25 protein-coding genes and 1 pseudogene are annotated in these 25,889 nt (G+C 71.9%); 17 read left to right on the plus strand and 9 right to left on the minus strand.

Features of this window, described 5'->3' with window-relative positions:
* The 3 genes from BKK81_RS25185 to BKK81_RS25195 form a co-directional block, all read right to left on the minus strand.
* Complete coding sequence (locus BKK81_RS25185) at positions 1–1,257, minus strand: arsenic transporter (protein WP_071018657.1); 1,257 nt, start codon at positions 1,255–1,257, stop codon at positions 1–3.
* A gap of 90 nt (positions 1,258–1,347) precedes the next feature.
* Positions 1,348–3,414 (minus strand): penicillin-binding protein 1A, encoded by a 2,067-nt coding sequence (locus BKK81_RS25190; protein ID WP_071018660.1) that lies wholly within the window; start codon positions 3,412–3,414, stop codon positions 1,348–1,350.
* Between the two features lie 85 nt (positions 3,415–3,499).
* Positions 3,500–4,438 (minus strand): alpha/beta hydrolase, encoded by a 939-nt coding sequence (locus BKK81_RS25195; RefSeq protein ID WP_083384429.1) that lies wholly within the window; start codon positions 4,436–4,438, stop codon positions 3,500–3,502.
* Positions 4,439–4,951: 513 nt separating this feature from the next.
* On the opposite strand from BKK81_RS25195, the gene BKK81_RS25200 reads away from it, so the two are divergent.
* Entirely contained in the window at positions 4,952–5,194 is a 243-nt protein-coding gene (locus tag BKK81_RS25200) for a hypothetical protein (RefSeq protein WP_071022287.1), read from the plus strand.
* Positions 5,195–5,228: 34 nt separating this feature from the next.
* On the opposite strand, the gene BKK81_RS36795 is transcribed toward BKK81_RS25200, so the two are convergent.
* The 4 genes from BKK81_RS36795 to BKK81_RS25215 form a co-directional block, all read right to left on the minus strand.
* Positions 5,229–5,351, minus strand: a complete 123-nt coding sequence (locus BKK81_RS36795) for a hypothetical protein (protein ID WP_257786786.1) — start codon at positions 5,349–5,351, stop codon at positions 5,229–5,231.
* Between the two features lie 176 nt (positions 5,352–5,527).
* Positions 5,528–6,550, minus strand: coding sequence for an alcohol dehydrogenase AdhP (adhP, locus tag BKK81_RS25205; RefSeq protein WP_071018662.1), 1,023 nt, complete (start codon positions 6,548–6,550; stop codon positions 5,528–5,530).
* A 184-nt stretch (positions 6,551–6,734) separates the two neighbouring features.
* A complete protein-coding gene (locus BKK81_RS25210) occupies positions 6,735–7,052 on the minus strand; it encodes a YnfA family protein (protein WP_071018664.1) in 318 nt (105 codons plus the stop codon).
* Complete coding sequence (locus tag BKK81_RS25215; protein ID WP_071018666.1) at positions 7,049–8,080, minus strand: 5'-nucleotidase; 1,032 nt, start codon at positions 8,078–8,080, stop codon at positions 7,049–7,051. Before BKK81_RS25215 ends, BKK81_RS25210 begins: the two co-directional genes overlap by 4 nt.
* Before the next feature lie 258 nt (positions 8,081–8,338).
* Between BKK81_RS25215 and BKK81_RS25220 the strand changes: the two genes are divergently transcribed.
* Both BKK81_RS25220 and BKK81_RS25225 read left to right on the plus strand, forming a co-directional pair.
* Positions 8,339–8,977, plus strand: coding sequence for a hypothetical protein (locus tag BKK81_RS25220; RefSeq protein WP_231908217.1), 639 nt, complete (start codon positions 8,339–8,341; stop codon positions 8,975–8,977).
* Positions 8,974–9,495 (plus strand): hypothetical protein, encoded by a 522-nt coding sequence (locus tag BKK81_RS25225; RefSeq protein ID WP_071018668.1) that lies wholly within the window; start codon positions 8,974–8,976, stop codon positions 9,493–9,495. Before BKK81_RS25220 ends, BKK81_RS25225 begins: the two co-directional genes overlap by 4 nt.
* 52 nt (positions 9,496–9,547) lie before the next feature.
* Here BKK81_RS25225 and BKK81_RS25230 read toward each other — a convergent pair whose 3' ends face one another.
* Entirely contained in the window at positions 9,548–11,680 is a 2,133-nt protein-coding gene (locus tag BKK81_RS25230) for an EAL domain-containing protein (protein ID WP_071018670.1), read from the minus strand.
* 145 nt (positions 11,681–11,825) lie between these two features.
* Positions 11,826–12,719 carry a LysR family transcriptional regulator gene (locus tag BKK81_RS25235; RefSeq protein WP_071018672.1) on the minus strand — a complete coding sequence of 298 codons (894 nt, stop codon included), beginning with the start codon at positions 12,717–12,719 and terminating at the stop codon, positions 11,826–11,828.
* Positions 12,720–12,914: 195 nt separating this feature from the next.
* Here BKK81_RS25235 and BKK81_RS25240 point away from each other — a divergent pair, with 195 nt between their 5' ends.
* The 14 genes and pseudogenes from BKK81_RS25240 to BKK81_RS25300 all read left to right on the plus strand — a co-directional run bounded on the left by BKK81_RS25240 (position 12,915) and on the right by BKK81_RS25300 (position 25,862).
* Positions 12,915–13,148, plus strand: coding sequence for a hypothetical protein (locus tag BKK81_RS25240; protein ID WP_071018674.1), 234 nt, complete (start codon positions 12,915–12,917; stop codon positions 13,146–13,148).
* 119 nt (positions 13,149–13,267) lie between these two features.
* Positions 13,268–15,385: an FUSC family protein gene (locus BKK81_RS25245; protein ID WP_071018676.1), complete on the plus strand. Its 2,118-nt coding sequence runs from the start codon at positions 13,268–13,270 to the stop codon at positions 15,383–15,385.
* A gap of 31 nt (positions 15,386–15,416) precedes the next feature.
* Positions 15,417–15,626, plus strand: a complete 210-nt coding sequence (locus BKK81_RS25250) for a DUF1656 domain-containing protein (protein ID WP_071018678.1) — start codon at positions 15,417–15,419, stop codon at positions 15,624–15,626.
* Positions 15,623–16,522 carry an efflux RND transporter periplasmic adaptor subunit gene (locus BKK81_RS25255; protein ID WP_071018680.1) on the plus strand — a complete coding sequence of 300 codons (900 nt, stop codon included), beginning with the start codon at positions 15,623–15,625 and terminating at the stop codon, positions 16,520–16,522. The genes BKK81_RS25250 and BKK81_RS25255 overlap by 4 nt, the downstream gene beginning before the upstream one ends.
* Complete coding sequence (locus BKK81_RS25260; RefSeq protein WP_071018682.1) at positions 16,519–17,997, plus strand: efflux transporter outer membrane subunit; 1,479 nt, start codon at positions 16,519–16,521, stop codon at positions 17,995–17,997. The genes BKK81_RS25255 and BKK81_RS25260 overlap by 4 nt, the downstream gene beginning before the upstream one ends.
* Positions 17,998–18,125: 128 nt before the next feature.
* A complete protein-coding gene (locus BKK81_RS25265; RefSeq protein WP_071018684.1) occupies positions 18,126–18,578 on the plus strand; it encodes a hypothetical protein in 453 nt (150 codons plus the stop codon).
* A gap of 74 nt (positions 18,579–18,652) precedes the next feature.
* Positions 18,653–18,865 (plus strand): annotated as a pseudogene (locus BKK81_RS36560) (type II toxin-antitoxin system RelE/ParE family toxin); the annotation flags it as partial.
* Positions 18,866–19,249: 384 nt separating this feature from the next.
* A complete protein-coding gene (locus tag BKK81_RS25270) occupies positions 19,250–19,591 on the plus strand; it encodes a hypothetical protein (RefSeq protein ID WP_071018686.1) in 342 nt (113 codons plus the stop codon).
* Positions 19,592–19,920: 329 nt separating this feature from the next.
* Positions 19,921–20,109: a hypothetical protein gene (locus BKK81_RS25275; RefSeq protein ID WP_071018688.1), complete on the plus strand. Its 189-nt coding sequence runs from the start codon at positions 19,921–19,923 to the stop codon at positions 20,107–20,109.
* A gap of 223 nt (positions 20,110–20,332) precedes the next feature.
* Entirely contained in the window at positions 20,333–20,554 is a 222-nt protein-coding gene (locus tag BKK81_RS25280; protein ID WP_071018689.1) for a hypothetical protein, read from the plus strand.
* A 241-nt stretch (positions 20,555–20,795) separates the two neighbouring features.
* Complete coding sequence (locus BKK81_RS25285) at positions 20,796–22,055, plus strand: ROK family protein (RefSeq protein ID WP_071018691.1); 1,260 nt, start codon at positions 20,796–20,798, stop codon at positions 22,053–22,055.
* Complete coding sequence (locus BKK81_RS25290) at positions 22,042–23,694, plus strand: sugar ABC transporter ATP-binding protein (RefSeq protein ID WP_071018693.1); 1,653 nt, start codon at positions 22,042–22,044, stop codon at positions 23,692–23,694. The genes BKK81_RS25285 and BKK81_RS25290 overlap by 14 nt, the downstream gene beginning before the upstream one ends.
* 94 nt (positions 23,695–23,788) lie before the next feature.
* A complete protein-coding gene (locus tag BKK81_RS25295; RefSeq protein WP_083384430.1) occupies positions 23,789–24,784 on the plus strand; it encodes an ABC transporter permease subunit in 996 nt (331 codons plus the stop codon).
* Positions 24,785–24,926: 142 nt separating this feature from the next.
* Positions 24,927–25,862, plus strand: coding sequence for an ABC transporter substrate-binding protein (locus tag BKK81_RS25300; protein ID WP_231908240.1), 936 nt, complete (start codon positions 24,927–24,929; stop codon positions 25,860–25,862).
* The last annotated feature ends 27 nt before the right edge of the window (positions 25,863–25,889 follow it).

Raw genomic sequence — 25,889 nt, forward strand, 5'->3', positions numbered from 1 at the left:
TCAAGCCAGCACGGCCAGCGCCGCCAGCAGCGCGGGCGGCGTCACCAGCATGCCGACGCGCAGGAACTGCAGCGTCCCCACGGCATGGCCTTCGCGCCGCAGTGCGGTGAGCCACAGCAGCGTGGCCAGCGAGCCCGTCACCGACAGGTTGGGGCCCAGGTCGATGCCGACCAGCACGGCGCTGGTGACGGTCTGCGAGGCATGTCCCGCCGCCAGCGCCGATGACGCGACCAGGCCGGCCGGCAGGTTGTTGGCCAGGTTGCAGGCCAGCGCCACCACCGTGCCGATGCCCCACAGGCTGGCCACCCCGTCGGCTTCGGCAACGGCCGACACGGCACGCCCGAGCGCATCGATGGCGCCGGTCTGCTGCAGTCCGGCCACCAGCACGAACAAGCCCGCCACCAGGGGCAGCACGCTCCAGGAAATCCCGCGCAGCGAGGGCATCAGCAGCGCCGGGCGCGAGGCGCACACCAGCAGCAGCGTGGCCGCACCGGCGGCGAAGGTGGGCCAGCCCAGCGGCAGGCCGAAGCGCGAAGCCGCCAGCAGCGCCACGCCGGTCAGCACGATGCCCAGCGCGGTCAGCCAGGCCTGGCGCGACAGCGGCGGCACCGGCACCGCGGCGGCGATCGGTTCGCGCAGGGCCTCGCGCTGCGTCCAGTACAGCACCGCCAGCGTCGCTGCGATGGCGGCGGCGGACGGCAGCGCGAAGCGCGCCAGCCAGCCGGCCAGCGGCGGCAGGCGCTCGCCGAACACGACCAGGTTGGCCGGATTGGAAATGGGCAGCACGAAGCTGGCCGCATTGGCGATGAAGGCGCAGGCGTAGAGGTGGGGCAGCGGCCGGCGCAGGCGCGCGGCGCGCGCCGCCGCCAGCACGGCGGGCGTCAGCACGACGGCGGTGGCGTCGTTCGACATGAAGGCGGTGACCAGGGCGCCGAAGCCATAGACCAGCAGGAACAGGCGGCGCGCCGAGCCGCGCGCCTGGCACACGGCGCGTGCCGCGACGTGGTCGAACAGGCCGGTCTTGCGCGCCAGTTCGGCGATCAGCATCATGCCGGCCAGGAACAGGTAGACATCCCAGCCGCTGGCCACGGCGGCGGCCGCGGCCGGCAGCGCCAGCAGGCCGGTGAGGCACAGCACGGCGGCACCGGCCGTGGCCCAGAACGCCTCGGGCAGGCGGAACGGGCGCAGCAGCACCCCCACGGTGGCCAGCGCGGCCACGCCCCAGATCATCGCGATGCTTGAAAAGGAATCGGCCATGTCGTGCCCGCGCCGCGCGGCGCGCTTCTTGTTCTCGTTCGTGAGGCGGCGGCTGCGTGCCGCCGACCGGTGTCCGCTTTCTGCCTGGGACTAGAGGGGGGCGCTGTTGCCGCCGCGCGGGCCGCCGCCGGTGGGCACGGCCGCCGGCATCATCTGCTGCCCGGCCGTGCCGGCGGACTGGGCCTCGGCGTCGGCCGCCGCCGCGCCGGCGCCGTCGCCGGATGCGTCGGGCTGCGGCGGCGGCAGGCCGATGGCGGCGACGCCATGGCTGCCGTCGGCATTCTCGGCATAGATCCAGTCGCCGCCGTTGCGCACCACGTCGGACGGTGCCGGCGGCGCGGATTCCGGCAGGCCGGCCAGGCGGCCCTCCATGTAGGCGGCCCAGATCGGCAGCGCCGTGGTGGCGCCGAACTCGTGGTTGCCCAGGCTGCGGTTATCGTCGAACCCCATCCATGCCACCGTGGCGATGTCGGCCGCATAGCCGGCGAACCAGCCGTCCATGGCGTCGTTGGTGGTGCCGGTCTTGCCGGCCACGTCGCCGCGCCGCAGGTAGCGGCGCACCGCGTTGCCGGTGCCGCTGTCGACCACGCTGTGCAGCAGGCTGTCCATCACGAAGGCGTTGCGCGCCGGGATGACGCGCTGCGGCGCCGGCTGGTCCTGGTCGGCGGCGAACAGGACCTTGCCGTCGCCGTCGGTGATGCGCGCGATCAGATAAGGTTCGACACGGAAACCGGTATTGGCGAACACCGCATAGGCGGCGGCCAGCCGCAGCGGCGTGGTCTCGCCGGTGCCGAGCGCGAGCGGCAGGTAGCGCGGCAGGCGCGTGGGCGAAAAGCCGAACTTGCCGGCGTAGTCGACCGCGTAGGGGATGCCGATGGTCTGCAGCGTGCGGATCGCCGGCAGGTTGCGTGATTCCGCCAGCGCCTGGCGCACCGTGATGGGGCCGAGGAAGCGGCCGTCGTCATTGCCCGGCTGCCAGCCGGATGCGGTATCCAGCGGCGCGTCGTTGATCAGCGTGGCCGGCGACACGCCGCGTTCCAGCGCCGCCGAATAGATGAAGGGCTTGAAGGTCGAGCCCGGCTGGCGCTGGGCCTGGGTGGCGTGGTTGAAGCGGCTGACGGTGAAGTCCGAGCCGCCCACCATGGCTTCGATGGCACCGGTGCGCGCATCGAGCGACACCAGCGCCGCCTGCGGCGCGGGACCCTTGCCGCCATGGCGGCGGGCATAGCCCTGCAGCCCGGCCTGCACCGCATCGTAGGCCAGCGTCTGGCGCACCGACGACACCGTTGTGTACACATTGATGCCGCGCGTATAGGCCGCGTCGCCGAAGCGCTCATAGGCCAGCTGGCGTGCCAGTTCCGCCACGTACTCGGCATGGGAGCCGAAGCGGCCGCCGGCGCCATCGGTCACGGCGACCCGCTCGGCCTTGGCCTGGTTGAACTCGTCGGGTGAAATCATGCCCAGCGCCAGCATGCGGCCCAGCACATACTCCTGGCGGCGTTTCGCGCGCGGGTAGTTGACCACCGGGTTCATGGTCGAGGGCGCCTTGGGCAGGCCGGCCAGCATGGCCGTCTCGGCCAGCGACAGCGAGGCCAGCGGCTTGCCGTAGTAGGCCTGCGCCGCGCTGCCGAAGCCGTAGGCATGCTCGCCCAGGTAGACCTGGTTCATGTACAGCTCGAGGATGCGGTCCTTGGGCAGCGTGCGATCGATCTTCCAGGCCAGCAGGATCTCGTACCACTTGCGCGACAGCGTCTTTGCGCGCGACAGGTAGAAGTTGCGCGCCACCTGCATGGTGATGGTGGAAGCGCCCTGGGCATAGCCCTCGCTGATGTCGGCCAGCGCCGCCCGCGCCAGCCCGGAGAAGTCGACGCCGGCATGCTCGTAGAACTGGTCGTCCTCGGCGGCCAGCAGGGCCTGGGTCATGCGCTTGGGCATGCGCTCGAAGGGGATGAATTCGCGGTGTTCGTTGCCGAATTCGCCGATCTGCACGTTGTCGCTGGTGAAGACGCGCAGCGGCAGGTCGGGGTGGTAGTCGCGCAGGGATTCCACCGAGGGAAGCTGCTCCAGGCTGAGCACGGTGGCGAATCCGCCCAGCAGGGCACCGGCTGCGGCCAGCGCCAGGAAGGCGCCGGCGGCTTTTGCTGCAATTCTGTTCATGCGCGCATTCTACAGTGCCGGCCGACGGGCGGCCGTATGGTGTCGGCGGCACTTTTCCCGGCCCTGGTTCCGCTGCCGGCCCGCATCATGCGGCGTCGGCACCGAACACGGAGGCATCTTGCCGGGCCGCCTCGCCGGGCGGCTGGACCTCCCGCAATGGCGCGGCGGGCGCCTGGGACGCCTGGCACCCCATGTCGGACTGCAGGGCGAATTCGCTCAGGGCCAGCCAGGTCTCCGGTTGTTCGATGATGGTGTAGTGGTCGGTGCCGGCCATGGTCTGGCGCGCCACCTGGCCGGGCCACGCCGCCATGAGCCGCTCGGAGCACGCATGCGGCACCACGTTGTCGTGTTCCGCCAGCAGCACCTTGGTGCGCTGCATGACCTTTTCGCAATGCGAGATGGAGTCGAAGTGGTGGCGCATCAGCTGGCGCATCGGCACCAGCGGGAAGCGCTTGCTGGCCAGTTCGAGCAGGGAATCGTAGGGGGTGATCAGCTGCAGGCTCTCGAAATCCTGCAGGTCGGCGAGCTGGATCGCCACGCCGGTACCCAGGCTGCGCCCGACCACATGGACCCGCGTGCCCGGGAGGGCGCGCCGCAGGTGCAGCAGGAACTGGCTGGCGTCGGCCACCGCCGCTGCCTCGCCCGGGCGCCCGTCGGAATGGCCGAGGCCGCGGTAGTCGAAGCTGGCGAAGCCGATGTGGCGTGGCAGCCATTTCAGGTGCTGCATGGTCTGCAGCACGTCTTCGCCCCGTCCGGGCAGGTAGAACAGCAGGTCGCGCACGCCGCCGGCGCCGGCATCCTGGTAGACGTAGCCGCTCAGCATGCCGCCGGGCACCTCGTGCGCGTACAGCGAGATGCCATCCGGCAGCACCTCCTGGGCCGGGCGCCGGCGCGCATCGAACAGCAGGCGGCCCTGGTTCACGGTCAGGTAGGTCCAATAGCAGGCGAAGCCGCCGGCAGCGAGCAGCGTCGCCTTGAGGGCGGTGCGCGCGAGCACGGGCAAGGGGCGGAGAGGGGCCGTCATGGCGGATGGTGATGCTGGCAGGTGGGAGCGGGGGCAGGGGCAGTGGACTAGTGTAGGCGCTGCGTGCGCGCTCGTGCCGCCCTTGCGGCAGCGGCTCCCTCTTGGAGCTTAGGTCAGGTCGCGCGGCAGCGCGGGTTGGACCGTGCGTCCGGCCACAGGTTCATGCCGTGCCGTTGCGCTGCAGCTGTCGCTACGGCTACCGCTACAGCAGGGGTTCCAACGGCAGCAGCGAGAGCCGCCAGACCAGCAGGCGCTGCCACGCCGTGGTGCCCGGCCCGCTTGTCGTCGTGCGCCTCGTCCTGCGGCAGGGCGGACGAGACGCTGCGCCCGTTCCGCGGCGGCGGGCGTGCTGCCCATCAAGGGGATCGGTAGAATGTGGGGCAACGGCGCCGGAGGGCGCCCGGTGCGGACAGGGGGCGCTTCCAGGCCTCCGGGCTCCGCCAGGGAAAGCGCATGCGCGGCCGCACGCCGCCGCAGCAAGGCGGCGAGCGGCCGCGCAAGGGAGTGATCGGGATGGAAGAGCAGAACGCAGCCCAGGCACGGGCAGAAGAAGCACAGGCGATGGAGCGCGTGGTCAGCGCGACGCGCCAGGTGCAGGTGGCATTCAACGCGCTGCAGTCGCAGTTCCCGCCGGACGGCAGCGGCAAGCCGTCCAAGCTGGCCCTGCAGACCTTCGACGCGGCCCTGCAGGCACTGGAGGACGCGCAGCAGGCGTTCGACGAGATCCTGAACGACCTGCTCGACGGCAACCGCTGAGCCGGCGTCCGGCGCCGCGTTTGCGGCCGGCGCTTCAGCCCAGCAGATAGCGCGCCAGGTTGGCGGCGGCCAGCGTCGCCACCAGCGTCACGGTCGCGAACAGCAGCGTGCGGTTGTTGCGCGCGTGGCGGGTATCGGGATCCTGGATGTCTGACATGGCGGCTTCTCCACAAGCATGGCTCGGCAGCACACCGGCCGCCGGGCAGTTCCGTCCGGCGCCGGGTGCATGGTGGAATTCTGTGGCAGGGCCAGGGCGGGCCGCGGTAAACGATTGTGACGGCGGCGGCGTCAGCGCGGCCGTCCGCCGCCCCCCGCCCCCCGCCCTGAACGGGCCTACATCTTCATCACCACCCGTCCTTCGATCTGCCCGGCGCGCATGCGCTGGAAGATGTCGTTGATCTGCTCCAGCGGCGCCGTGGACACGGTGGCCTTGACGGCGCCGTGCGCGGCGAAATCCAGTGCTTCCTGCAGGTCGCTGCGCGTGCCCACGATGGAGCCGCGCATGGTGATGCCCTTGAGCACCACATCGAAGATCGGCGTGGCAAAGTCGCCCGGCGGCAGGCCGTTGAGCGCGATGGTGCCGCCGCGCCGGACCATGCCGATGGCCTGCGAGAAGGCCTGCGGCGACACCGCGGTCACCAGCGCGCCGTGCGCGCCGCCGATGGCCTTCTGCAGGAAGGCTGCGGGATCCGCGTGGCGCGCATTGACCGTGACCTCGGCGCCCAGCTTCTCGGCCAGCCGGAGCTTGTCGTCGTCGATGTCGACGGCCGCCACGCGCAGGCCCATGGCGCGAGCATACTGCACCGCCACGTGGCCGAGGCCGCCGATGCCGGAGATGGCCACCCACTGGCCCGGGCGCGTGTCGGTGACCTTGAGTCCCTTGTAGACCGTCACGCCCGCGCACAGGATGGGGGCGATCTCGACGAAGTCCACGCTGTCGGGCAGCAGGCCCACGTAGTCAGGGTCGGCCACCACGTATTCGCCGTAGCCGCCGTTGACCGAATAACCGGTATTGAGCTGCTTCTCGCACAGCGTCTCCCAGCCTTGCAGGCAGTGCTCGCAGTAGCCGCAGGCGCTGTACAGCCATGGCACGCCGACGCGGTCGCCTTCCTTGACGCGTGTGACGCCGGCGCCTACCGCGGAGACGTAGCCGACGCCTTCGTGGCCCGGTATGAACGGTAGCGTGGGCTTGACCGGCCAGTCGCCTTCGGCGGCGTGCAGGTCGGTGTGGCAGACGCCGGACGCTTCGATCTTCACCTGGACCTGGCCGCGCGCCGGCTCCGGTACGGGCACCTCGTCAATCTCGAGCGGCGCACCGAACTTGCGCACCACGGCGGCTTTCATTGTCGCTGGCATGTCGACTCCTCGTAGCATGAACGGGAACAGGCCGGGGCGCGGCGGCGCGGGCCGCCGGCGCCACCGGGGACCTGCCGATGATGTCATGCCACGTGCGGGTGGACTTGCGCTGGATCAAAGAGGCGGGACGGGCGGCTGGAATGCCGGCCCCCGGGGGTGGCCGGGGGCCGGGCGCGGTGCCGGCTCAGCGCGGCTGGAAGGCGATGATGGCCATGCCGCCGACCGCCACCGCCGCGCCGGCCAGGTCCCAGGGGCTCGGCCGCACCCCGTCCACCAGCCACAGCCAGAGGATGGCGGTGGCGATATAGATGCCGCCGTAGGCCGCGTAGACCCGGCCCGAGGCGGCCGGGTGCAGCGTCAGCAGCCAGGCGAAGGCGGCCAGCGCCAGCGCGCCGGGCAGCAGCAGCCAGGCACTGGCGCCCTGGCGCAGCCACAGCCAGGGCAGGTAGCAGCCGACGATCTCGGCGCAGGCGGTCAGCAGGTAGAGCAGGACCGTCTTCATGCGGCCGGCTCTGCGCCGTCGGTGCACCGGGAGGCATCGCCCGCCGCTGCCGCTGTCGTTTCCGTTGCCGCATCGCCGTGGACGTTGTCCGGCGCCGCCGCGCGCCGCGCGCGCTTGCGCGGCGGCAGCAGCTCGCCCCCCTTGTAGGGCACGCGCCCGGCCGGCACCACCGCGGCGGCGGCGCTCACGTGGCCGTCCTGGTCGTCGAAGAACATGTGTGCGCCGAAGGCGGCCAGCACGCGGTCCTTGGGCAGCCCGCCGAGGAAGTAAGCTTCGTCGATGCTGACGTTCCAGGCGCGCAGCGTGTGTACCACGCGCGTGTGCGCCGGGCTGTTGCGCGCCGTGACGATGGCGATGCGCACCGGGCCGTGCCCGGGCGGGAACTGCTGCTGGATCTCGGCCAGGCGCAGCAGCAGCTTGGCGAAGGGGCCCTCGGCCATGGCCTTGTGGCGGTGGCGCTGTTCGTGCCGCACGAAGGCGTCCAGTCCCTTCTCCTTGTAGATGCGCTCGGACTCGGGCGAGAACAGCACGGCATCGCCGTCGAAGGCGATGCGGATCTGCTCGTCGCGCGCACGGAAGCCGTCGGGCGCGGCGTAGAGCTGCGCCGCGGCGACGCCGCCGTCGATGGCGGCCTGCACGTCCTCGGCATCGCGCGAGAGGAACAGATCGACCTTGAAGGCCTGCAGGTAGGGCGCGATCGGGGCGCCGCCGGTGAAGGCCGCGCGCGTGATATCCAGCTTGTGCGCGGCGATGGCGTTGAAGGCGCGCAGGCCGGTGTCCGGCGAATTGCGCGAGATCACCACCACTTCCACCAGGCGGCGGCCGGGGATCAGGGCGTTGAGCTGCAGCAGCGCCCGCACCAGCGGGAAGGCGGTGCCGGGCGAGAGCGCCTCGTCTTCGTGCCGGCGCTGGAACTCGGCGTAGGCCGCCACGCCCTCGCTCTGGTAGATGGCATTGGCCTGTTCGAGGTCGAACAGGGCGCGCGAGGAGATGCCGATGACGAGCTTGTCGGTGAGATCGTAGGCCATGGGGACGCAGTATAGGGGCAAGCCAGGGGCCGGCGCGGCATCGGCATGGGGCGCCGCAATCCTTTCCCGCCGCCGGGCCGGCGTCCGGGCGTATTGCATTTTCTTACATTAAGGCGCTTTCGTCACTTGGTGGCCTCGCGTATGCTGGCGCCGATTCCAGCCGTGCACGCCTTGCGCCGGCGCTGTCCGGCCTCGCGCGAGTGCGCGGGGCAGCGGCGGGAGGCAGCGGCGCGGCCATTGCCGATCCTACCGTCCCGCATGCACAGCCTCCGCCGCCTTCCCCGTTTCCTCTGCCTGCTCCGCCTCGTCTCCCCTGTCGCCATCCTGCGCGGCGCGGCCGCGCGTGCCGCGCTGCCGTTGCTGCTGGCCGCCGCCGCCCTGGCCGGCACGGGTTGCAGCTCGCTGCTCAACGAGGGCACGGCGGCCGGGGCCGGCGTGGCCGGCGCCGCGATCGCGGGCGCGGTAACCGACAATGCCGCGGTGGCGACCGGCATCGGCCTCGGCGTGCAGGCCGGCGCCAAGGCGGCGCTGCAGTACAGCCAGCGCCAGGTGCACGCCGCCGCGCAAGACCGCATCGCGCAGGCCGCCGGAGCGCTGGCGGTGGGCGCGGTGGCCTCCTGGGCCACCGACCACGCGGCGCCGCTGGAGGCGGAAGAGCGCGGCCGCGTGACGGTCAGCCGCCTGATCGGCGACAAGCAACTGAGCTGCAAGGAAATCGTGTTCTCGGTCGATCCGCCGGCGCCCGCCGGTGCCGCATCGTTGCCGGCGTCGTCGCCCGCGGCGGCGGCGCCGGGGGGCGGCAGCGCCTTCTATGTCGCCGCCATCTGCCGCGACGGCGACCAGTGGAAATGGGCCTCGGCGGAGCCGGCCACGGCGCGCTGGGGCAACCTGCAATGAATGCGGTGCCGGGGGCGCAGGCGCCGCGCCGCGTCCTGCTGCGCATCCTGGCGGCCGGCGCGCTGCTGTCATCGCTGGGCGGCTGTTCCTCGTTCGGCGATATCTCCGGTGCGGTGGCCGGTGTCGCCACCGGTGCGCTGACCGCCAATCCGGCGCTGGGCGCGGGGGTGGCGATCGGCGTCAGTGCGGCGGCCGACGCCGCCGGCAAGGCCTTCTTCCGCCATTGGCACGAAGCCGAGCAGGACAGCATCGCCGCCGTCATCGGCACCCTCGAGCCCGATCGCCTGGAGCGCTGGGAGATCCGCCACCCCTTGCCCTATGGCAATGCGCATGGCTGGCTGCGCGTCACCCGTGTCATCGACACGCCGCTGGCGCGTTGCAAGGAAGCCCTGTTTTCGGTCGACGACGACGCCGCGCGGCGGCGCGCCTGGTTCCTCACCACGGCCTGCGAGCAGGGCGGGCGCTGGAAGTGGGCTGCCGCCGAGCCGGCGGTGCCGCGCTGGGGCAACCTGCAGTAGCGGGGCACGAGTCCACTAGTCCACTGCTGGTCTATTTCCATGATTCAGCGGTCTAGGCCGCGCACAGGGTCGAGACCAGGCGTTCGCGCGCGGCGGCGTAGGCCGGGCTGCGCGGCCCGTGCGACCAGGCCGCATGGAGCAGGTCATGCATGCGTTGATGCAGGTGCCGGCTCCTGGCGCGCGGGGGCGCCGGTGCCAGCAGCAGTTCGGCCATGCCCGCCAGGGAAGCGTGCCGGGGGCCGGCCCCGGCCGCGCCCGGCGGTGGTGCGGCCGCGCCGCCGTCGGCGGTGCGCTCCGGCGCTTCGCGCAGCAGCAGGTGGAGGGTCTCCTCCCACACCAGCAGCCGGGCCAGCCTGGCCAGCGTGCTGCCCGGTGCCGGCGGGCTTGCCGGAAGCCGCGCCTGCCTGCCGGCCAGCCATTCCAGCAGCTGCCCGGAGGACATCGGGCGGGCCACCACATAGCCTTGCACCGCGTCCGCGCCGAGAATCGCGATGGCTTCCAGCAGGTCTTCGTCCTCGACACCTTCGACGATGACCGACTTGCCCAGGGCATGGCCGAGACGGGTCAGCTGGTAGATGAAGTGCAGGGCGCTGTCGCCCGGGGGCTGGTCCGCGCGCGCGGCGACCAGGCTGCGGTCGATCTTGATCGTATCGAAAGGCAGGTTGCGCAGGCGCGTCAGGCTGCTGTGCCCGGAGCCGAGGTCGTCCTCGGCCAGCCGCACGCCGAGCGTCTTGAAGCGGGCCAGCTCTGCGCCGATGTCGATGCCCCGCGGAAGGTCGTCTGTCTCCAGGATCTCCAGGGTCAGCTTGTGGCCGGGGCAGTCCTGCTCGCTCAGCAATTGCCGGGTGGCCTCGAAGTAGCGGCGGTCGCCGAGTCCGCTGAACGGCAGGTTGAGCGACAGGTCCAGGTCGAAGCCGTGGCGCAGCCAGTGCCGTCGCTGCGCCAGCGCCTGGCGCAGGCCGCGGGCATACAGTTCAAGGAAGTCCTCCGGCGACAGCGCGGGCAGGAAGGTGCCGGGCGCGAGCAGCCGCTCGCCGTCGCGCAGCCGGGCCAGCGCCTCGGCCTTGCTGACGGTGCCCGAGCGCAGGTCCAGCAAGGGCTGGTAGTGCATCTCGAGAGCGTCCGACCTCAGCAGCGCGGCCCAGTGCTGGCGCGTGACGTAGGGGATCGCCACCGAGAGTCCCGTGCGCAGGTCGAACCTTGCCAGCGCGAAGGTCAGCAAGGCCTGCAGCTGTGTCAGGAAGGCCTCGTGGTGCGGCCCGGCGAAGCCGCCCGGATAGGCGCAGTACAGCGTCAGGACCGCGGTCGGCGCGCAGCCGGGCTGGTGCAGCGGGATCGCCGCGCTGGAGCGGTAGCCGGCCTGCGCCGCGGCGTCGCGCCACGGTGCCATGCGGGCGTCGGTGGCGAAGTTCAGGCAGCGCTCGATGGTCCGGCCCAGCCAGGCGCGGCCGGTGGGCCCACGGCCCCGGCTGCCGCTGTCGGCCTCGATGGCGCTGGCCGGCGAATGCTCCAGATAGGTCAGGTAGGGTTCGATGTTCGTCCCGCTGGCCGCCTCGAAGCGGAAGCGCCCGTGCTGGTCCGGCCGCCCGATCGAGCAGCCGGCGATCTCGCCATGCCGGCCGAGGATCCCGACGGCCTGGCCGATCAGGTCCGTATAGCTGCCGGCCGCCCAGGCCAGGCGGGTGATGTCCAGCAGTACCTGGTGGCGCGAGCTTTCCATCTCCTCGTAGGCGCGGATCTGCCAGGCCACGTCGCGGATCAGCCGGCGCGACAAGATCGACAGGGCTTCGCCGTGCCGGCTGGCGTCGAGGTGCCGGTGGACGGCGGTGTGCAGGATGTCCTCGCTGTGGACCAGGGCCTCGCTGGCGAGGCCGACCATGGCATGCACCTTGCCGACCCGCATCGCCATGGTGCCGTGGTCCGTCTCGTTCAGGTCGGTTGCGGCGAGCGCGAGCAGGTTGCCTTGCTGGAGCTGCTTGAGCCGGGCCAGTTCGGCGGCCGACAGCGCCTCGAGCAGCGGCTGCCGGCCGGAAAGCCGTGCCAGACGGTCGTAGAACTCGTCGACGATGGCGGGCGCGGCGAGGCGCAGGTCTGTGCCCAGGTCCCGCAGCGGGGCGGCGCAGGCGGTGCCGTACAGCTGGGAAGCGTCGCTCCTCGAGTCGCTGCGGTAGTCTGTGGTGTTCATGCGTCGGAGCGTGGTTCGGCGGGCAGCGGCGAGCCGGCGCACGCCGCCGTGCCTGTTCCAGGCTCCGGCTTGTCGTGACTGCCCTGCGACGGATAACGGCAGCCGGGCGCCGGTCCTGAAGGCGGCCAGCCCGGTCCGGTGCCGCTCAGGCCCCCAGCACCTCGCTGCACACGTCCAGCCAGGCGCGCGCCGCATGCGACAGATAGCGGCCGGGCTGCCAGATATGCGCCAGCGCCCAGTCCATATCGGGCTCGACCAGCCGCGCCACGGCCAGGTCGTCCTCGATGTGCAGCTTGGCCAGCAGCGGACGCGGCAGGAAGGTCGTGCCCAGGCCGGCCGCCGCCATCGAGGCGAGGAAGTCCCAGTGCCCGCTCTGCGCCACGATGCGCGGTTCGATGCGGGCGTCGAGGAAGGCCAGGCGCAGCTTGCGCGTCAGCGAGAAGTCGTCGTTGAGCAGTACCAGCGGTTCGTCGCGCAGGGCGGCCAGCGTGACGGTCTTGCCCTTGGCCCACTTGGCCTTGCGCGGCCCGGCCACCCAGATCGGATGGCTGGCGAACTGGCGCGAGGCGAGCGCCAGCCCGCTGTCGCCCGGCAGCACGGTGGCGCCGACCTCCAGTTCGCCGCTGGCCACCTGCTGCTCGACCAGGTGCCCGCCGTGCTCGGCCAGGCGCAGTTCCAGGTTGGGGTAGCGCTGGCGGAAGGCACTGACCGCCGGAGAGAAGAACAGGTTGGCCATCGGCGGGATGCCCACGGTGAGCTGGCCGCGCCCGAGCGAGGACAGGTCGGCCACCTCGAGCTGGAGCCGGTGGACCACGCCGAGCGCTTCCTGGCCGCGTTCGTAGACCACCCGGCCCACGTCGGTCAGGCGCACCTGCTTGCCCTCGCGGATCAGCAGCGGCTGGCCGACCTCCTCTTCCAGCTGGCGCACCATCTTGCTGATGGTGGACTGGGTCACGAAGAGGGAGGCGGCGGCCTGCGTGAAGCTCCTCAGCCGCGCGGTTTCGACGAAATAGCGCAGGGCGCGGATGTCCATGGCCACGGTGGCCTCCTTGTATGAAAAAAGCGAATGCGATGTGTAATATTAAATCATTCTGAGAATGCCGGGGATTTGACTACACTTTGTTTCCACCGGTGCCCCCGGATGCCCCCGTGGCCCCCGCGCCACACCGCGCGCCTTGCCTCGGCGGGCGCGGGCCGGGCCATCCGCCGGTTTTCGCAGAATGAAGGAAGCAAGATGATGATCCGTGCGCATGCGCGTCCCGCCACCGTCGCGACGGCCGTCGCCATCGTGGCCGCGGCGGGCTGTTGCATTTTCCCCGCGGGCAATGCGCGCGCCCGTGAGCTGTCCGGCGGCCTGGCCCGTCTCGACGGCGCCAGCGCGCACACGCCGCGCCGGCCCGGCACGCGGCGCGCGGGCCGGTCGGCATGCCGCAGCCTGCCCTTGGCCGAGGTCGCCGCCATCGCTTGACGACGATCGCGCGGCGCCCGCCCCGGCGCGCGCCGCCCCTTCCGCACGGCGCGGCCGCCAGCGCAGCGGCCGTGCCGGCGCCCCATCCATTCCCATTCCATTCCAACAGGTTCGTCACCATGTCCGGCTGGCCCAGTGCCCGGCAGTGGCTGTTCTCGCTGAAGGCCTTCCTTGCGGCGATGCTGGCGCTCTACATCGCGCTGTGGATGGACCTGCCGCGCCCCTACTGGGCCATGGCGACCGTCTATTTCGTCTCCCATCCGCTGACCGGCGCGACCCGCTCGAAGGCGGCCTACCGCGTGCTCGGCACGCTGCTGGGCGCCAGCGCGGCGGTGGTGACGGTGCCGCTGCTGGTCAACGGCCCGGTGCTGCTGATGGCGGCGGTCAGCCTGTGGACCGCGCTGCTGCTGTACCTGTCGCTGCTGCAGCGCACCCCGCGCAGCTACGTCTTCCTGCTGGCCGCCTACACCCTGCCGATCGTGGCGCTGCCCGCGGTGGGCCAGCCCGAGCAGATCTTCGACATCGCGGTGGCGCGCATCGAGGAGATCGTGATCGGCATCGTCTGCGCCGGCGTGGTGGGCTCGGTGGTCTTTCCGGCCAACGTGGCGAGCGCGCTGGGCGCGCGTGCCGCCGCCTGGCTGGCCGACGCGGCGTTGTGGGCCGGCGACATGCTGTCGGCCGACGCCGAGGCCAGCGTACTGCGCCACGGCAGCCGCCACCGGCTGGCGGCGGACATCCTGGCGCTGGACCAGCTGATCGCCCAGCTGTCCTACGATGCCGAGAATGCGCAGGTGCTGCGCATGGCGGCGGCGCTGCGCGAGCGCATGACCCTGCTGCTGCCGGTGCTGTCCTCGCTGGCCGGCGTGATGCAGGACCTGCGCCGCCATCCCGAGGGCATCCCGGCGCCGCTGGCGGACGCCATGGCGCGGCTGCGCGCCTGGTGCCGCGCCGGCTTTGCCGGGCCCGCGCCGCGGCTGGACGGCGACCTCGAAGGCAGCGGCCAGGCCCCTGCGGCCGCCGGCGCGGATGAGGCCGGCGCGGGTGACGGCACCGCGGGTGACGCCACCGCGGGTGACGCCACCGATACGCTGGCCGGCCATCGCCGCTGGCATGCCAGCCTGGTTGCCGCCGCCGCCGACCACCTGCGCACGCTGGCCGCGCTGTGCGAGGACTGCCGCACGCTGCAGCGGCGCCTGGCGGGCCGGCGCACCGGGCTGCGCGGCCTGCGCGGGCCGCGCCTGCGCCACCGCGGCGAGCCGGTGGTGCGCGCCCACCACCACGATCACGGCATGCTGCTGTGGTACGCCGGCTCGACCGGCCTGGCCGTGTTCTGCGCCGGCCTGCTGTGGATCGCCTCGGGCTGGGAGGACGGCGGCGGCGCGGTGGCGGTGGCCGCGATCGCCTGCTGCTTCTTCGCCACCATCGAGGAGCCGCGCCCGGTGGCACGCACCTTCGTGCGCTGGTCGGCGATGTGCCTGGCGGTGTCCTGCTTCTACCTGTTCCTGGTGGTGCCCACCACTCACGATTTCGAGACCCTGGCCGCGCTGCTGGCCCTGCCTTACCTGGGCATCGGCGTGCTGATCCAGCGTCCCGGCTTCAACCTGATCGCCATGCTGCTGTCGGTCAACACCGCCTCGCTGGCCAATTTCCACAGCGTCTACGATGTCAATTTCCTCGGCATCTTCAACACCATGCTGGCCAGCGTCGGCGCCATGCTGTTCGCGCCGTTCTGGTCCATGGTGACGCGGCCTTTCGGCGCCCGCGTGGCGGCGCACCGCCTGATCCGCGCCGGCTGGAAGGACCTGGCCGACGCCGCCGTGACGCGCGTCGCCGGCGCGGGTGCCGGCCCTGGCGCGCTGGGCGGCCGCATGCTGGACCGGCTCAGCCAGCTGGTGCCGCGCCTGGCCGCCAGCGACGCTTCGCTGTCCAGCGATGGCTTTGCCGAATTGCAGGCCGGCTTCAGCGCGCTGGCGCTGCACCGCAGCCTGCCGGCCCTGCCGCCGGCGGCGCGCGCGGCGGTGGCCGGCGTGCTGGACGGCATGGCCGCGCATTTCCGCGGGCGGCTGCATGCCGCGCACATTCCCGCGCCGAGCACGCTGTCGCTCGGCATCGATGCCGCCCTGGCCCAGCTCGCCGCGCCGCCCAACCGGGCCGCGCGCGAGGCCCGCGCGGCGCTGGTGGTGCTGCAGGTCACGCTCTATCCGACCTGCCACGACATGCCGGGACGTGCGTCATGAGGCGCCGCCGTACTGCCCGCCGGGAGATGCGATGAGCGGCGAGATCAACGTCTATGGCGTGTTCGTGCCGACGCTGCTGCTGCTGATGCTGCTGGCCCTGGTCCTGATGGTGCTGCTGCGCGCCGGCCTGGCCCGCGCCGGCTTCTATCGCGTGGTCTGGCACCGTTCCCTGTTCAACCTTGCTCTCTACACCCTGCTGCTCGGTGGCGTCGTGGCCGCCGCGCGCTGGTTGCACCCATGAGTTTCCGTCCGCGTTCCCTTCTTTCCGTCGTGCTGACCCTGGCCGCGGCGGCGCTCGCCGCCTGCGTCGCCTTCCACTTGTGGCAGTACTACACCGTGGCGCCCTGGACGCGCGACGGCCATGTGCGTGCTGAGGTCGTGCAGGTGGCGCCCGATGTCTCCGGACTGGTCACGCAGGTGCTGGTCAAGGACAACCAGCGCGTGCACCGCGGCCAGCCGCTGTTCGTGATCGACCGCGACCGCTTCGCGCTGGCGCTGCGCCAGGCGCAGGCCAACGCCGCGGCCCGCCGCGCGGTGCTGGCGCAGGCGCGGCGCGAGGCGGCGCGCAGCGTGGCGTTGAGCGGCGTGGTGTCGGCCGAGGTGGTGGAAGAGGGGCGGGCGCGCGTGGAGGAGGGCGCGGCGGCGCTGGCCCAGGCCGAGGCCGCGGTGGCGGTGGCGCAGCTCAACCTGGAGCGCACCACCGTGCTGAGCCCGGTGGAGGGCTACGTCAACGACCGCCTGCCACGCCTGGGCGACTATGTCAGCACCGGCAAGCCGGTGTTCTCGATGGTGGACGTGGAGTCCTTCCATGTCGAAGGCTACTTCGAGGAAACCAAGCTGCACGGCATCCGTGTCGGCGCGCCGGTCGACATCCGCATCATGGGCGAAGCGCAGCCGCTGCGGGGCCACGTGCAGAGCATCGCCGCCGGCATCGAAGACCGCGACCGCAGCAACGGCGCGACCCTGCTGCCCAACGTGAACCCGACCTTCAACTGGGTGCGGCTGGCGCAGCGTGTGCCGGTGCGCATCGTCTTCGACGCGGTGCCGGCCGGCGTGCGGCTGGTGTCCGGCCGCACCGCCACGGTGTCGGTGCGGGAAGACGGCGCGGCCGCGGCGCCGCAGGGGAGCCGCTCATGAGGACCCCGCGCCTGGCTGCGCTGCCGTTGCTGGTCGCCACGCTGCTGGCCGGCTGCACCACCGTCGGCCCCGATTACCACGTGCCGGCGCAGGCGCTGGTGCAGGCGCCCGCCGCCAATGGCCCGCTCACCGGCGACGGCGCGGACGGGGCCCGGGCCGCGGCCGGGGTCTCGGCCGACGCGCCGCCCGACGACTGGTGGCGCCTGTACGACGATGCCAGGCTCGACCAGCTGGTGCGGCAGGCGCTGACCGCCAATACCGACCTGCGCGCGGCCGCCGCCAACCTGCGCCGCGCCATCGCCATCTACCACGAGGTGGAGGCCGAGAACCTGCCGCAGGGCGCGCTCTGGGGCAGCGCGCAGCGCACCCAGCTGTCCGGCGAGAGCCTGCTCAAGACGGAGAAGATCCCGGCCCTGAGCATCGGCGATGCGGGCTTCTCGGTGTCCTACCTGATCGACTTCTTCGGCAAGCTCGCGCGCGCCGACGAAGCCGCGCTGGCCGGCGCCGAAGCCGGTGCCGCCGCGCTCGACGCGGCGCGCGTCGGCGTGGTCGCCGAGACGGTGCGTGCCTATGTGCAGGGTTGCGCCGCCACGCACGAGCACGAGGTGGCCACGCAGCAGGCCAGGCTGGCCGAACACCAGGCCGAACTGGTACGCAAGCTGGTGGCCGCCGGCCGCGGCCAGCCTGCCGACGCCATGCGCGCGCAGGCCCAGGCCGACACCCTGCGCGCGGCGCTGCCGCGCTTCGAGGCCGAGCGCGAAGGCGCGGGCTTCCGGCTTGCCGCGCTGCTGGGCCAGCCGCCCGGCTCGCTGGCGCCGGAGGCCTTCGCCTGCGAGGAGGAGCCGCGCCTGAGCCGTCCGCTGCCGGTGGGCGACGGCGCCGCGCTGCTCAAGCGCCGCCCGGACGTGCGCCAGGCCGAGCGCGAGCTGGCTGCCGCCACCGCGCGCATCGGCGTGGCCACGGCCGATCTGTATCCGTCCATCCGCATCGGCGCCTCGGCCGGCCTCACCGGCATGCTGTCGGACTTCGGCACCGGGCCGACCGCGCATTGGGGCATCGGCCCCGGCATCACCTGGAACCTGCCCACCAACGGTGTACGCCCGCGCATCCACGGCATGGAAGCCGGCGCCGACGCGGCGCTGGCGCGCTTCGACGGCGTGGTGCTCAAGGCCCTGCTGGAGACCCGCACGGCGCTGAGCCGCTACGGGCGCGAGCAGGAACGCAATGCCGCGCTGCGCGCCGCGCGCGACCAGGCCGCCGGTGCCGCCGCGCAGCAGCGGCGCCTCTACCAGGCGGGGCGCACGCCCTACCTGTCGAGCCTGGACGCGGAACGCAGCCTGGCATCGGCGGAAATGGACCTGGCCGCCTCGGACAGCCAGCTCGCCTTCAACCAGATCGGCCTGTTCGTGGCGCTGGGCGGGGGCTGGCAGCAGGCGCCGGCGGTGCGGGAAGTGCCGGCTACGGCGCGCGATTGATGGCAATTCGTCGTCGGCGAGACGGATTTCCCATTCCTGAAAGTATTTGATACTGCATTATTTGTGAGGTAATTGAGTTTTTATCTAGTATTTGTCAGGCTGCTTCCTGTTGTGTGAAGGAGGTGCGAGTGAGGACCCGAACCATAGACACGCCCAACGCCCGTCGTCTCGTCGAGGCGTCGGTCATCACCGGTGCCGCCATTGTCGGCCAGCCCGGTGGCTGGTCCGTGACCTTGCGGATCGGCGCGCAGGACACCCCGTTGGGGACCCAACGTGACGACAGGCCGCGCACCTGGCGCAGCCTGGACAGTTGTGTCGAATACCTGCGGAGGGAGTTGCATATCGTCAGGATCGACGGGATCGACGCCAGCAATTACAGCGTGTCCGCGGGCCAGCGGACGCGCGAGGATGCTGCGGCGCGGATGAAGGCGGCGCATGAGGCACTGTCCCATGCCGAATGGCTGCAGCAGAAGGTCGAGGCAGCGCGTGCCGGCCTCGACGACGGCAGCAACCAGCGCATCGAGCCGGACCAATGGGAAGCGATCCGGGCGGCCAAGCGGCGTCAGCTCGATAGCCCATGAAGGTCGTGCTGCGCACGCAGAGCTACCGGGACGACCTGGATGAAATCGAGGCCTAATTTGCGCAGGGCAATCCGCGCGCAGGCGCCACGCTGTGGCCCCACATCGATGACCAGGTGGCTAGACTGGCCGACCCCTTGTTTCCCCGCAGGCCGGGCCGCGTTGCCGGCACGCGCGAACTGGTCGCGCACGAGAACTATCTCGTTATCCTGGAAGAGAACGAGATGATCGTGACGGCGCTGGCCGTGCTCCACGCGCGTCAACGCTATCCCGGACCACCTGCAACCTGAGCTGCCCGGCTTCTTCCCTTCGCGTGAGGTGCGCCTGAGGCAAGCGCGAAGCGCCAAGCTGCGTCCGGCAGCGAACGCGCCTTGCCATGCCTTGCCTGCCAAGCCGTCGGCGTTCGTCCCAGCATGTCCCCGCCGATCTGACTGAAGCGCAGATTGCCTGCCCGCCCGCTTGTCCGGTTCTTTCTATGAAAAAATCGACTGGACAAAAGAAAAATAAATCACTTCTAGAATGAGTGACCCATGGCTACACTGGGTTCCTGTGCACGACGCGATTGCCGAATGCACAGCTCAAAAGGCGAACAGGACGGCGCGCGGGACGCAGATCCGCCCATCCCGCACCGTGAAAATGGAAGTGCCGTCCTCCCCCAAACCTGCTTAACCATCATGAACACGAAGCTCCTCAAGACCCTTGCAACCGCAGCCGCCCTCAGCGCCTGCGTCCTGGCCAGCGCTCAGGCCAATGCATCGGGTCCGCGGGATAGCGGCATTGCCGGCGACCGTTACGGCTACACCATGCATAACGGCAAGCGTGACCCCTACTCCGAAGGCGCCAACCTCGGCAAGCGCGACCCCTACTCCGAAGGTGCCAACCTCGGCAAGCGCGATCCCTACAGCGAAGGCGCACGCGGCAACGCGCCGCGCGATCCCTATAGCGAAGGCAACCGCGCCGGCGGCATGGACCTGGCCGGCCGCGACCTGACCGGCGTTTCCGCTCAACCCGTCTGACGTTTCCGGCCGGTACGGCCGGCTCGGGCAGCAAGCGCTGCCCGCAGGCATCGCAGCACAGGCATCACACCAGGCTTCGCCTTGTCCGCCGTCCGGCATGCGTGCCGCCATGACCGCCGCGCCTCGTCCTCCAGGAGAGCGCGCCGGCATGGCGGGGCAGGGCGGCGGGCCTTTCTACACGGGCCGGCGGCGGACCGCCTTCCTCCTCCCCCAGTTCGGGGAAGGCGGGCGCCGCCGGCAGGCGCAGCAGGGCAGGTCCGGTGCCTGTCCGGGCCTGCCGGCCGCTCCGCTCCCCCGCCTTGCCCCCCCGACTCCCTCTCCTCCTCGCCATGAAGACCCTGATCCTCGCCCTGGCCGGCGCCGCTACCCTGGCCGCCGCCCTGCCTGCCCTCGCCGGTCCCGACTGGACCGTGATCGAACGCGCCCGCGCCGAGAAGCGTGCCGCGCAACGCGCCGCGCTGCAGCAGGCTTCCTGCGACCAGGCCGCCACGGCGCCCACGCCGGCCCGCGCCGGCTGAGCCTGCGCTGCCGTTGGCGGGCGGCGGCCACGCCGCGCGGCTGGTCTGCCTCTGGTCATGCGGCCGCCGCTGTGCGAGGATCGCGGTCTTTGCGCTGCGCTGCAGTGTTGCGCCGTAGTGTTGCGTTCTACCGCCGTTCGATTGCATGCCCCCCGCCGTCCCCGTCGATTCCCCTGTCGCTGCAGCGCCTGCGGGCGCACTTCCCGTGCGCCGGCGGCCGGCCATGAAACTGCTGCACCTTGCCTTGCCCTGTGTGGTGACCCTGGCGTTGGCCGCGGTGCCGCTGCTGTACCGCTCGGCCGCCAGCGGCTCCGACCGGGCCGTGATCGAGCGCGTGCGCACGCAGCGGCCGGTCTATGCCGGCGGCCATCTCCACCACCATCTCTTCGAGCCGCTCCCGCTCGCCGGCGTGGCGGCCAGCGCGCCTGCCGCCAAGGCCGACTGAGCGCGGTCCGGGCGCAGCCTGCGCCACCGGGCGGCCGAGCGGCTGACCGGTCGTAAGTGTCGCAATCTGCATTTTCAGCTTCCCGCTGCGGGTAGCCGCACCCTCTCCAACCGTCGTCTCCGGGTTTGTCCCCACTTGAGCCGGTCTCCGTCCTAATCTTTAATTCAACGTGAATTAATTAATCGAGGCGTGACGCGGTCCGGACCAGCCGGTGCCGCGCACGACCGGGACAGGAGACAGCATGTCGCTTTCCAAGGCCGGACGCGGGGTCAACTCCGCCAGCCTCCGCCTCTACAACGAGCGGGCCCTGCTGCTCGCCTTGCGCCGTGCCGGCGAGGCTTCCAAGGCCGACCTGGCACGCATGGCCGAGCTGACCAACACCGCGGTCGGCAGCATCGTGCAGACGCTGACCGAGGAGGGGCTGGTGTGCGAAGCGGGACGACGCCAGGACGGGCAGCGCGGCCAGCCGGCCAGCCTGATCCGGCTGCAGCCGCGCGGTGCCTTCGGCCTCGGGGTGCGGCTGGACCGAGCCAGCATCGAGTGCGTGCTGGTCGACTTCAGCGGCCGCATCCTGGCCAGCCGTGCGCGCCAGCAGGTCCTGCCCCATCCGCAGCAGGCCCTGGCCATGGTGCGCGAAGACCTGGATGCGCTATGCGAGGCGCTGGCGCCGGCCGAGCGCAAGCGCCTGCTCGGCATCGGCCTGGCCCAACCCTATAACCTGGGCGCCTGGCTGCGCGAGCTGGACCTGCAGGACGCGGCCCTGCGCGACAGCTTCCATGCCTGGGACGACACCGATTTCGGCGCGGCGCTGGCCGCCGCCACCGGGCTGCCGGTGTTCAGCGAGAACGATGGCACCGCGGCCGCCATCGCCGAGCTGTTCTACGGCCGCCACCACGCCCAGGATTTCCTCTATGTCTTCCTCGGCCCGGCGATCGGCGGCGGCGTGGTGCTCGACGGCGACTGCGTGCGCGGCGTGTCGGGCAATGCCGGCGACATCGGCATGATGCCGGTGGCGCCCAGCACGCTGGACTCGGCGCCCCGCACCGGGCGGGCCCGCGACATCCTGCTGGCGCGCGCCTCGCTCAACGCGCTGGCGCGCCACCTGCGCCACCACGGCGCGCAGGTGGACGGCCACGCCGACCTGGAGGCGCACATCGCGCAGGGCCATGCGGCCGTGGCGCAGTGGCTCGACGACTGCATCGACGCGCTGGCGCCGGCCATGCAGGCGGCGCTGGCGGTGCTCGACGTGCCCCTGCTGGTCTTCGATGCCGACGTCGATGCCGGCCTGGTCGGCACGCTGATCGCGCGCCTGCAGGCGGCGCTCGACGAGGGGGCGCCGGAGGCGCGGCGGGCGCCGCGCGTGGTGCGCGGCGGCTTCGGCGCCAACGCCGGCGCCGTGGGCGCCGCCGCGCTGCCGCTGTTCATGAATTTCTCGCCGCGCGCCGAATGGCTCAAGGGTGCGTCGGCCCGGATCCCGGAGGCCAGCGATGCCGTCGCCTGAACATACCGTCGATGCCGCGCGCACCGCGCCGCTGCTCGCGCTGCGCCATATCAGCAAGACCTTCCCCGGCGTGCGCGCGCTGCGCGACGTGCAGCTCACCGCCTATGCGGGCGAGGTCCATGCGCTGATGGGCGAGAACGGCGCCGGCAAGTCCACGCTGATGAAGATCCTGTCAGGCGCCTACCTGCCCGACGCCGGCGCCAGCATCCGCATCGACGGGCGCGAGGTGGCCATCGACGGGCCGCAGGCCGCGCGCGCGCTCGGCGTGGCGGTGATCTACCAGGAGCTGAGCCTGGCCCCCAACCTGAGCGTGGCCGAGAACGTCTATCTCGGCCGTCCGCTGCGCCGCCACGGCCTGGTCGACCGCGCCGGCATGGCACAGGCCTGCGCCGCCACGCTGGCGCGCCTGGGCGCCGACTTCGGCGCGCTCGATGCCGTGGCCGGCCTGTCGATCGCCCAGCGCCAGCTGGTGGAGATCGCGCGCGCGGTGCATTTCGAGGCGCGCATCCTGGTCATGGACGAACCCACCACGCCGTTGTCCACGCATGAAACGGAGCGGCTGTTCGCGCTGATCCGGCAACTGCGCCGGCAGGGCCTGGCCATCCTCTACATCAGCCATCGCATGGCGGAGATCGACGAACTGGCCGACCGCGTCACGGTGCTGCGCGACGGCGGCTTCGTCGGCACGCTGGCGCGCGCCGAGCTGTCGCAGGCGGCGCTGGTGAAGATGATGGTGGGACGCGACCTGTCCGGCTTCTATACCAAGGACCACGGCGCCGCGCGCCAGCAGGCCGGCGCCGGCCGGGCCGTGCTGTCCGTGCGCGACATGGCGGACGGGCGCCGCGTCAAGGGCTGCAGCTTCGACCTGGGCGCCGGCGAGGTCTTGGGACTGGCGGGCCTGGTGGGAGCGGGGCGCACCGAACTGGCGCGGCTGGTGTTCGGCGCCGACGCGCGCCTGCGCGGCGAGGTGCGGCTGGCGGGGCAGGGCGGCGGCGCATGCGCGCCGGTGCGCCTGGACACGCCACGCCAGGCCATCGAGGCCGGCATCGCCTACCTGACCGAGGACCGCAAGCTGCAGGGGCTGTTCCTCGACCACAGCGTGCACGAGAACATCAACCTGATCGTGGCGGGGCGCGACGCGCGCCGCTTCGGCCGGCTCGACCGCGCCGCCGGCAGCGGCCGCACCGAGCGCGCCATCCGCGCGCTGGGCATCCGCGTGCCGCACGCGCGCGTCAACGTCGGCGCGCTGTCGGGCGGCAACCAGCAGAAGGTGATGCTGTCGCGCCTGCTGGAGATCCGTCCGCGCGTGCTGATCCTGGACGAGCCCACGCGCGGCGTCGACATCGGCGCCAAGTCGGAGATCTATGCCCTGATCGATGCCCTGGCCCGGCAAGGCGTGGCCATCCTGCTGATCTCCAGCGAGCTGCCCGAGGTGGTGGGCCTGTGCGACCGCGTGCTGGTGATGCGCGCGGGGGAGATCGCCGGCGAGGTGCATCCCGGCGACAGCGCGGCACGCATGCAGGAACGCATCATCGCGCTGGCAACCGGCGCGGCCGGGCCGGACGACGCCATGCCGGCAACCGTGGCGGCCATGTCCGCGGCAGCGGGCGCTGCCGCCGCCGGTCCGCTCCGGCACTGAGGCCGCCGGCCGCACACCCGGACCACAGACCGGAACCCTGGACCGGAACCCACAGACCAGAAGGGCGCCACGCCCCCCCCCGCAGGAGACGACCATGCAAGATTCGCTGACCCACGCCCCCGGCGCGGCCCTGGCCGGCGCCGGACCCACCGCGCAGGAACGCCTGCGCGCCCTGGGCATGCTGCCCATCCTGCTGCTGCTGTGCGCGGCCTTCGCCGTGCTGACCGACCATTTCGCCAGCTGGCAGAACCTCTCCATCGTGGCCCAGCAGGCCTCGATCAACCTGGTGCTGGCGGCCGGCATGACCTTCGTCATCCTGACCGGCGGCATCGACCTCTCGGTCGGCTCCATCCTGTCGATCTCGGCGGTGGCCGCCATGCTGGTGTCGCTGGTGCCGCAGCTCGGCGCGCTCAGCGTGCCGGCGGCGCTGCTGTGCGGCCTGGCGTTCGGCCTGGTCAACGGCGCGCTGGTCGCCTTCATGAAGCTGCCACCCTTCATCGTCACGCTCGGCACGCTGACCGCCGTGCGCGGGCTGGCCCGCCTGGCCGGCCACGACAGCACCCTCTACAACCCCGACATCGGCTTCGCCTTCCTCGGCAACGGCGAGCTGCTCGGCGTGCCCTGGCTGGTGGTGATCGCCTGCGCGGTGGTGGCGCTGTGCTGGTTCGTACTGCGCCGCACGGTACTGGGCATGCAGATCTACGCGGTCGGCGGCAATGCGGAGGCCGCGCGCCTGTCGGGCATCAAGGTGTGGGTGGTGCTGCTGTTCGTCTACGCGATGTCCGGCCTGCTGTCGGGCCTGGGCGGCGTGATGTCGGCGGCGCGGCTGTATGCCGCCAACGGGCTGCAGCTCGGCCAGTCCTACGAACTCGACGCCATCGCCGCGGTGATCCTGGGCGGCACCAGTTTCGTCGGCGGCACCGGCTCGATCGGCGGCACCCTGGTGGGCGCGCTGATCATCGCGGTGCTGTCCAACGGCCTGGTGCTGCTGGGCGTCTCCGATATCTGGCAGTACATCGTCAAGGGCCTGGTGATCATCGGCGCCGTGGCGCTGGACCGCTACCGCCGCCGCGATTCGGCGCGCACCTGACGGGACACAGGACATGGGACACGGGAAACGGGAACGAGACACATCGGGCAGGAGATACGACGTGCTGACACGCTACTTCCCCACAGCGCTGGCGCGTGCCGCCGCCATCATCGCCGCCATTGCCGTCGCGCTGCTGGCGACCCTGGCCGCCGGCAGCGGCCGCAGCGCGGCGCAGGCACCGGCCGCCGCCCCGCAGGCAGCCGCGGCGGAACGGCCCTTGCGCAAGGTCGGCGTCACGCTGGGCTCGCTGGGCAACCCCTACTTCGTCGCGCTGGCGCGCGGCGCGGAGGCCGCGGCCAAGGCCGCCAACCCGCAGGCCAAGGTCACCGTGCTGTCGGCCGACTACGACCTCAACAAGCAGTTCACGCAGATCGACAGCTTCATCGTCTCGCAGGTGGACCTGATCCTGATCAACGCCGCCGACGCGCGCGCCATCGAGCCGGCGGTGCGCAAGGCGCGCCGCGCCGGCATCGTGGTGGTGGCGGTGGACGTCGGGGCCGCCGGTGCCGACGCCGTGGTGCAGACCGACAACACGCGGGCGGGCGAGCTGGCCTGCGGCTTCCTCGCCGAGCGCCTGGGCGGCCGCGGCAACGTGATCATCCAGAACGGCCCGCCGGTGTCGGCGGTGCTGGACCGCGTGCGCGGCTGCAAGCGCGTGCTGGCCGAGCATCCCGGCCTGCACCTGCTGTCCGACGACCAGGATGCCAAGGGCTCGCGCGAGGGCGGCCTCAACGTGATGCAGCTCTACCTGACGCGCTTCCCGAAGATCGACGCTGTCTTCACCATCAATGACCCGCAGGCCATCGGCGCCGACCTGGCCGCACGCCAGCTCAACCGCCGTGGCATCCTGATCGCCTCGGTCGACGGCGCGCCCGACATCGAGGCCGCGCTCAAGTCCGACACCCTGGTGCAGGCCTCGGCCAGCCAGGATCCGTGGGCCATCGCCCGCGCCGCGGTGCAGATCGGCATCGGCCTGATGCATGGCCAGGCGCCGGCCAGCCGCACCGTGCTGCTGCCGCCGACACTGGTCACGCGCGCCAACGTCGGCCAATACCAAGGCTGGTCGGCCCCCCGCTGACCGGCGCCCCTCCCTTCGACAGACCGC

The organism is Cupriavidus sp. USMAHM13 (genome assembly GCF_001854285.1).
Taxonomy (GTDB): domain Bacteria; phylum Pseudomonadota; class Gammaproteobacteria; order Burkholderiales; family Burkholderiaceae; genus Cupriavidus; species Cupriavidus malaysiensis.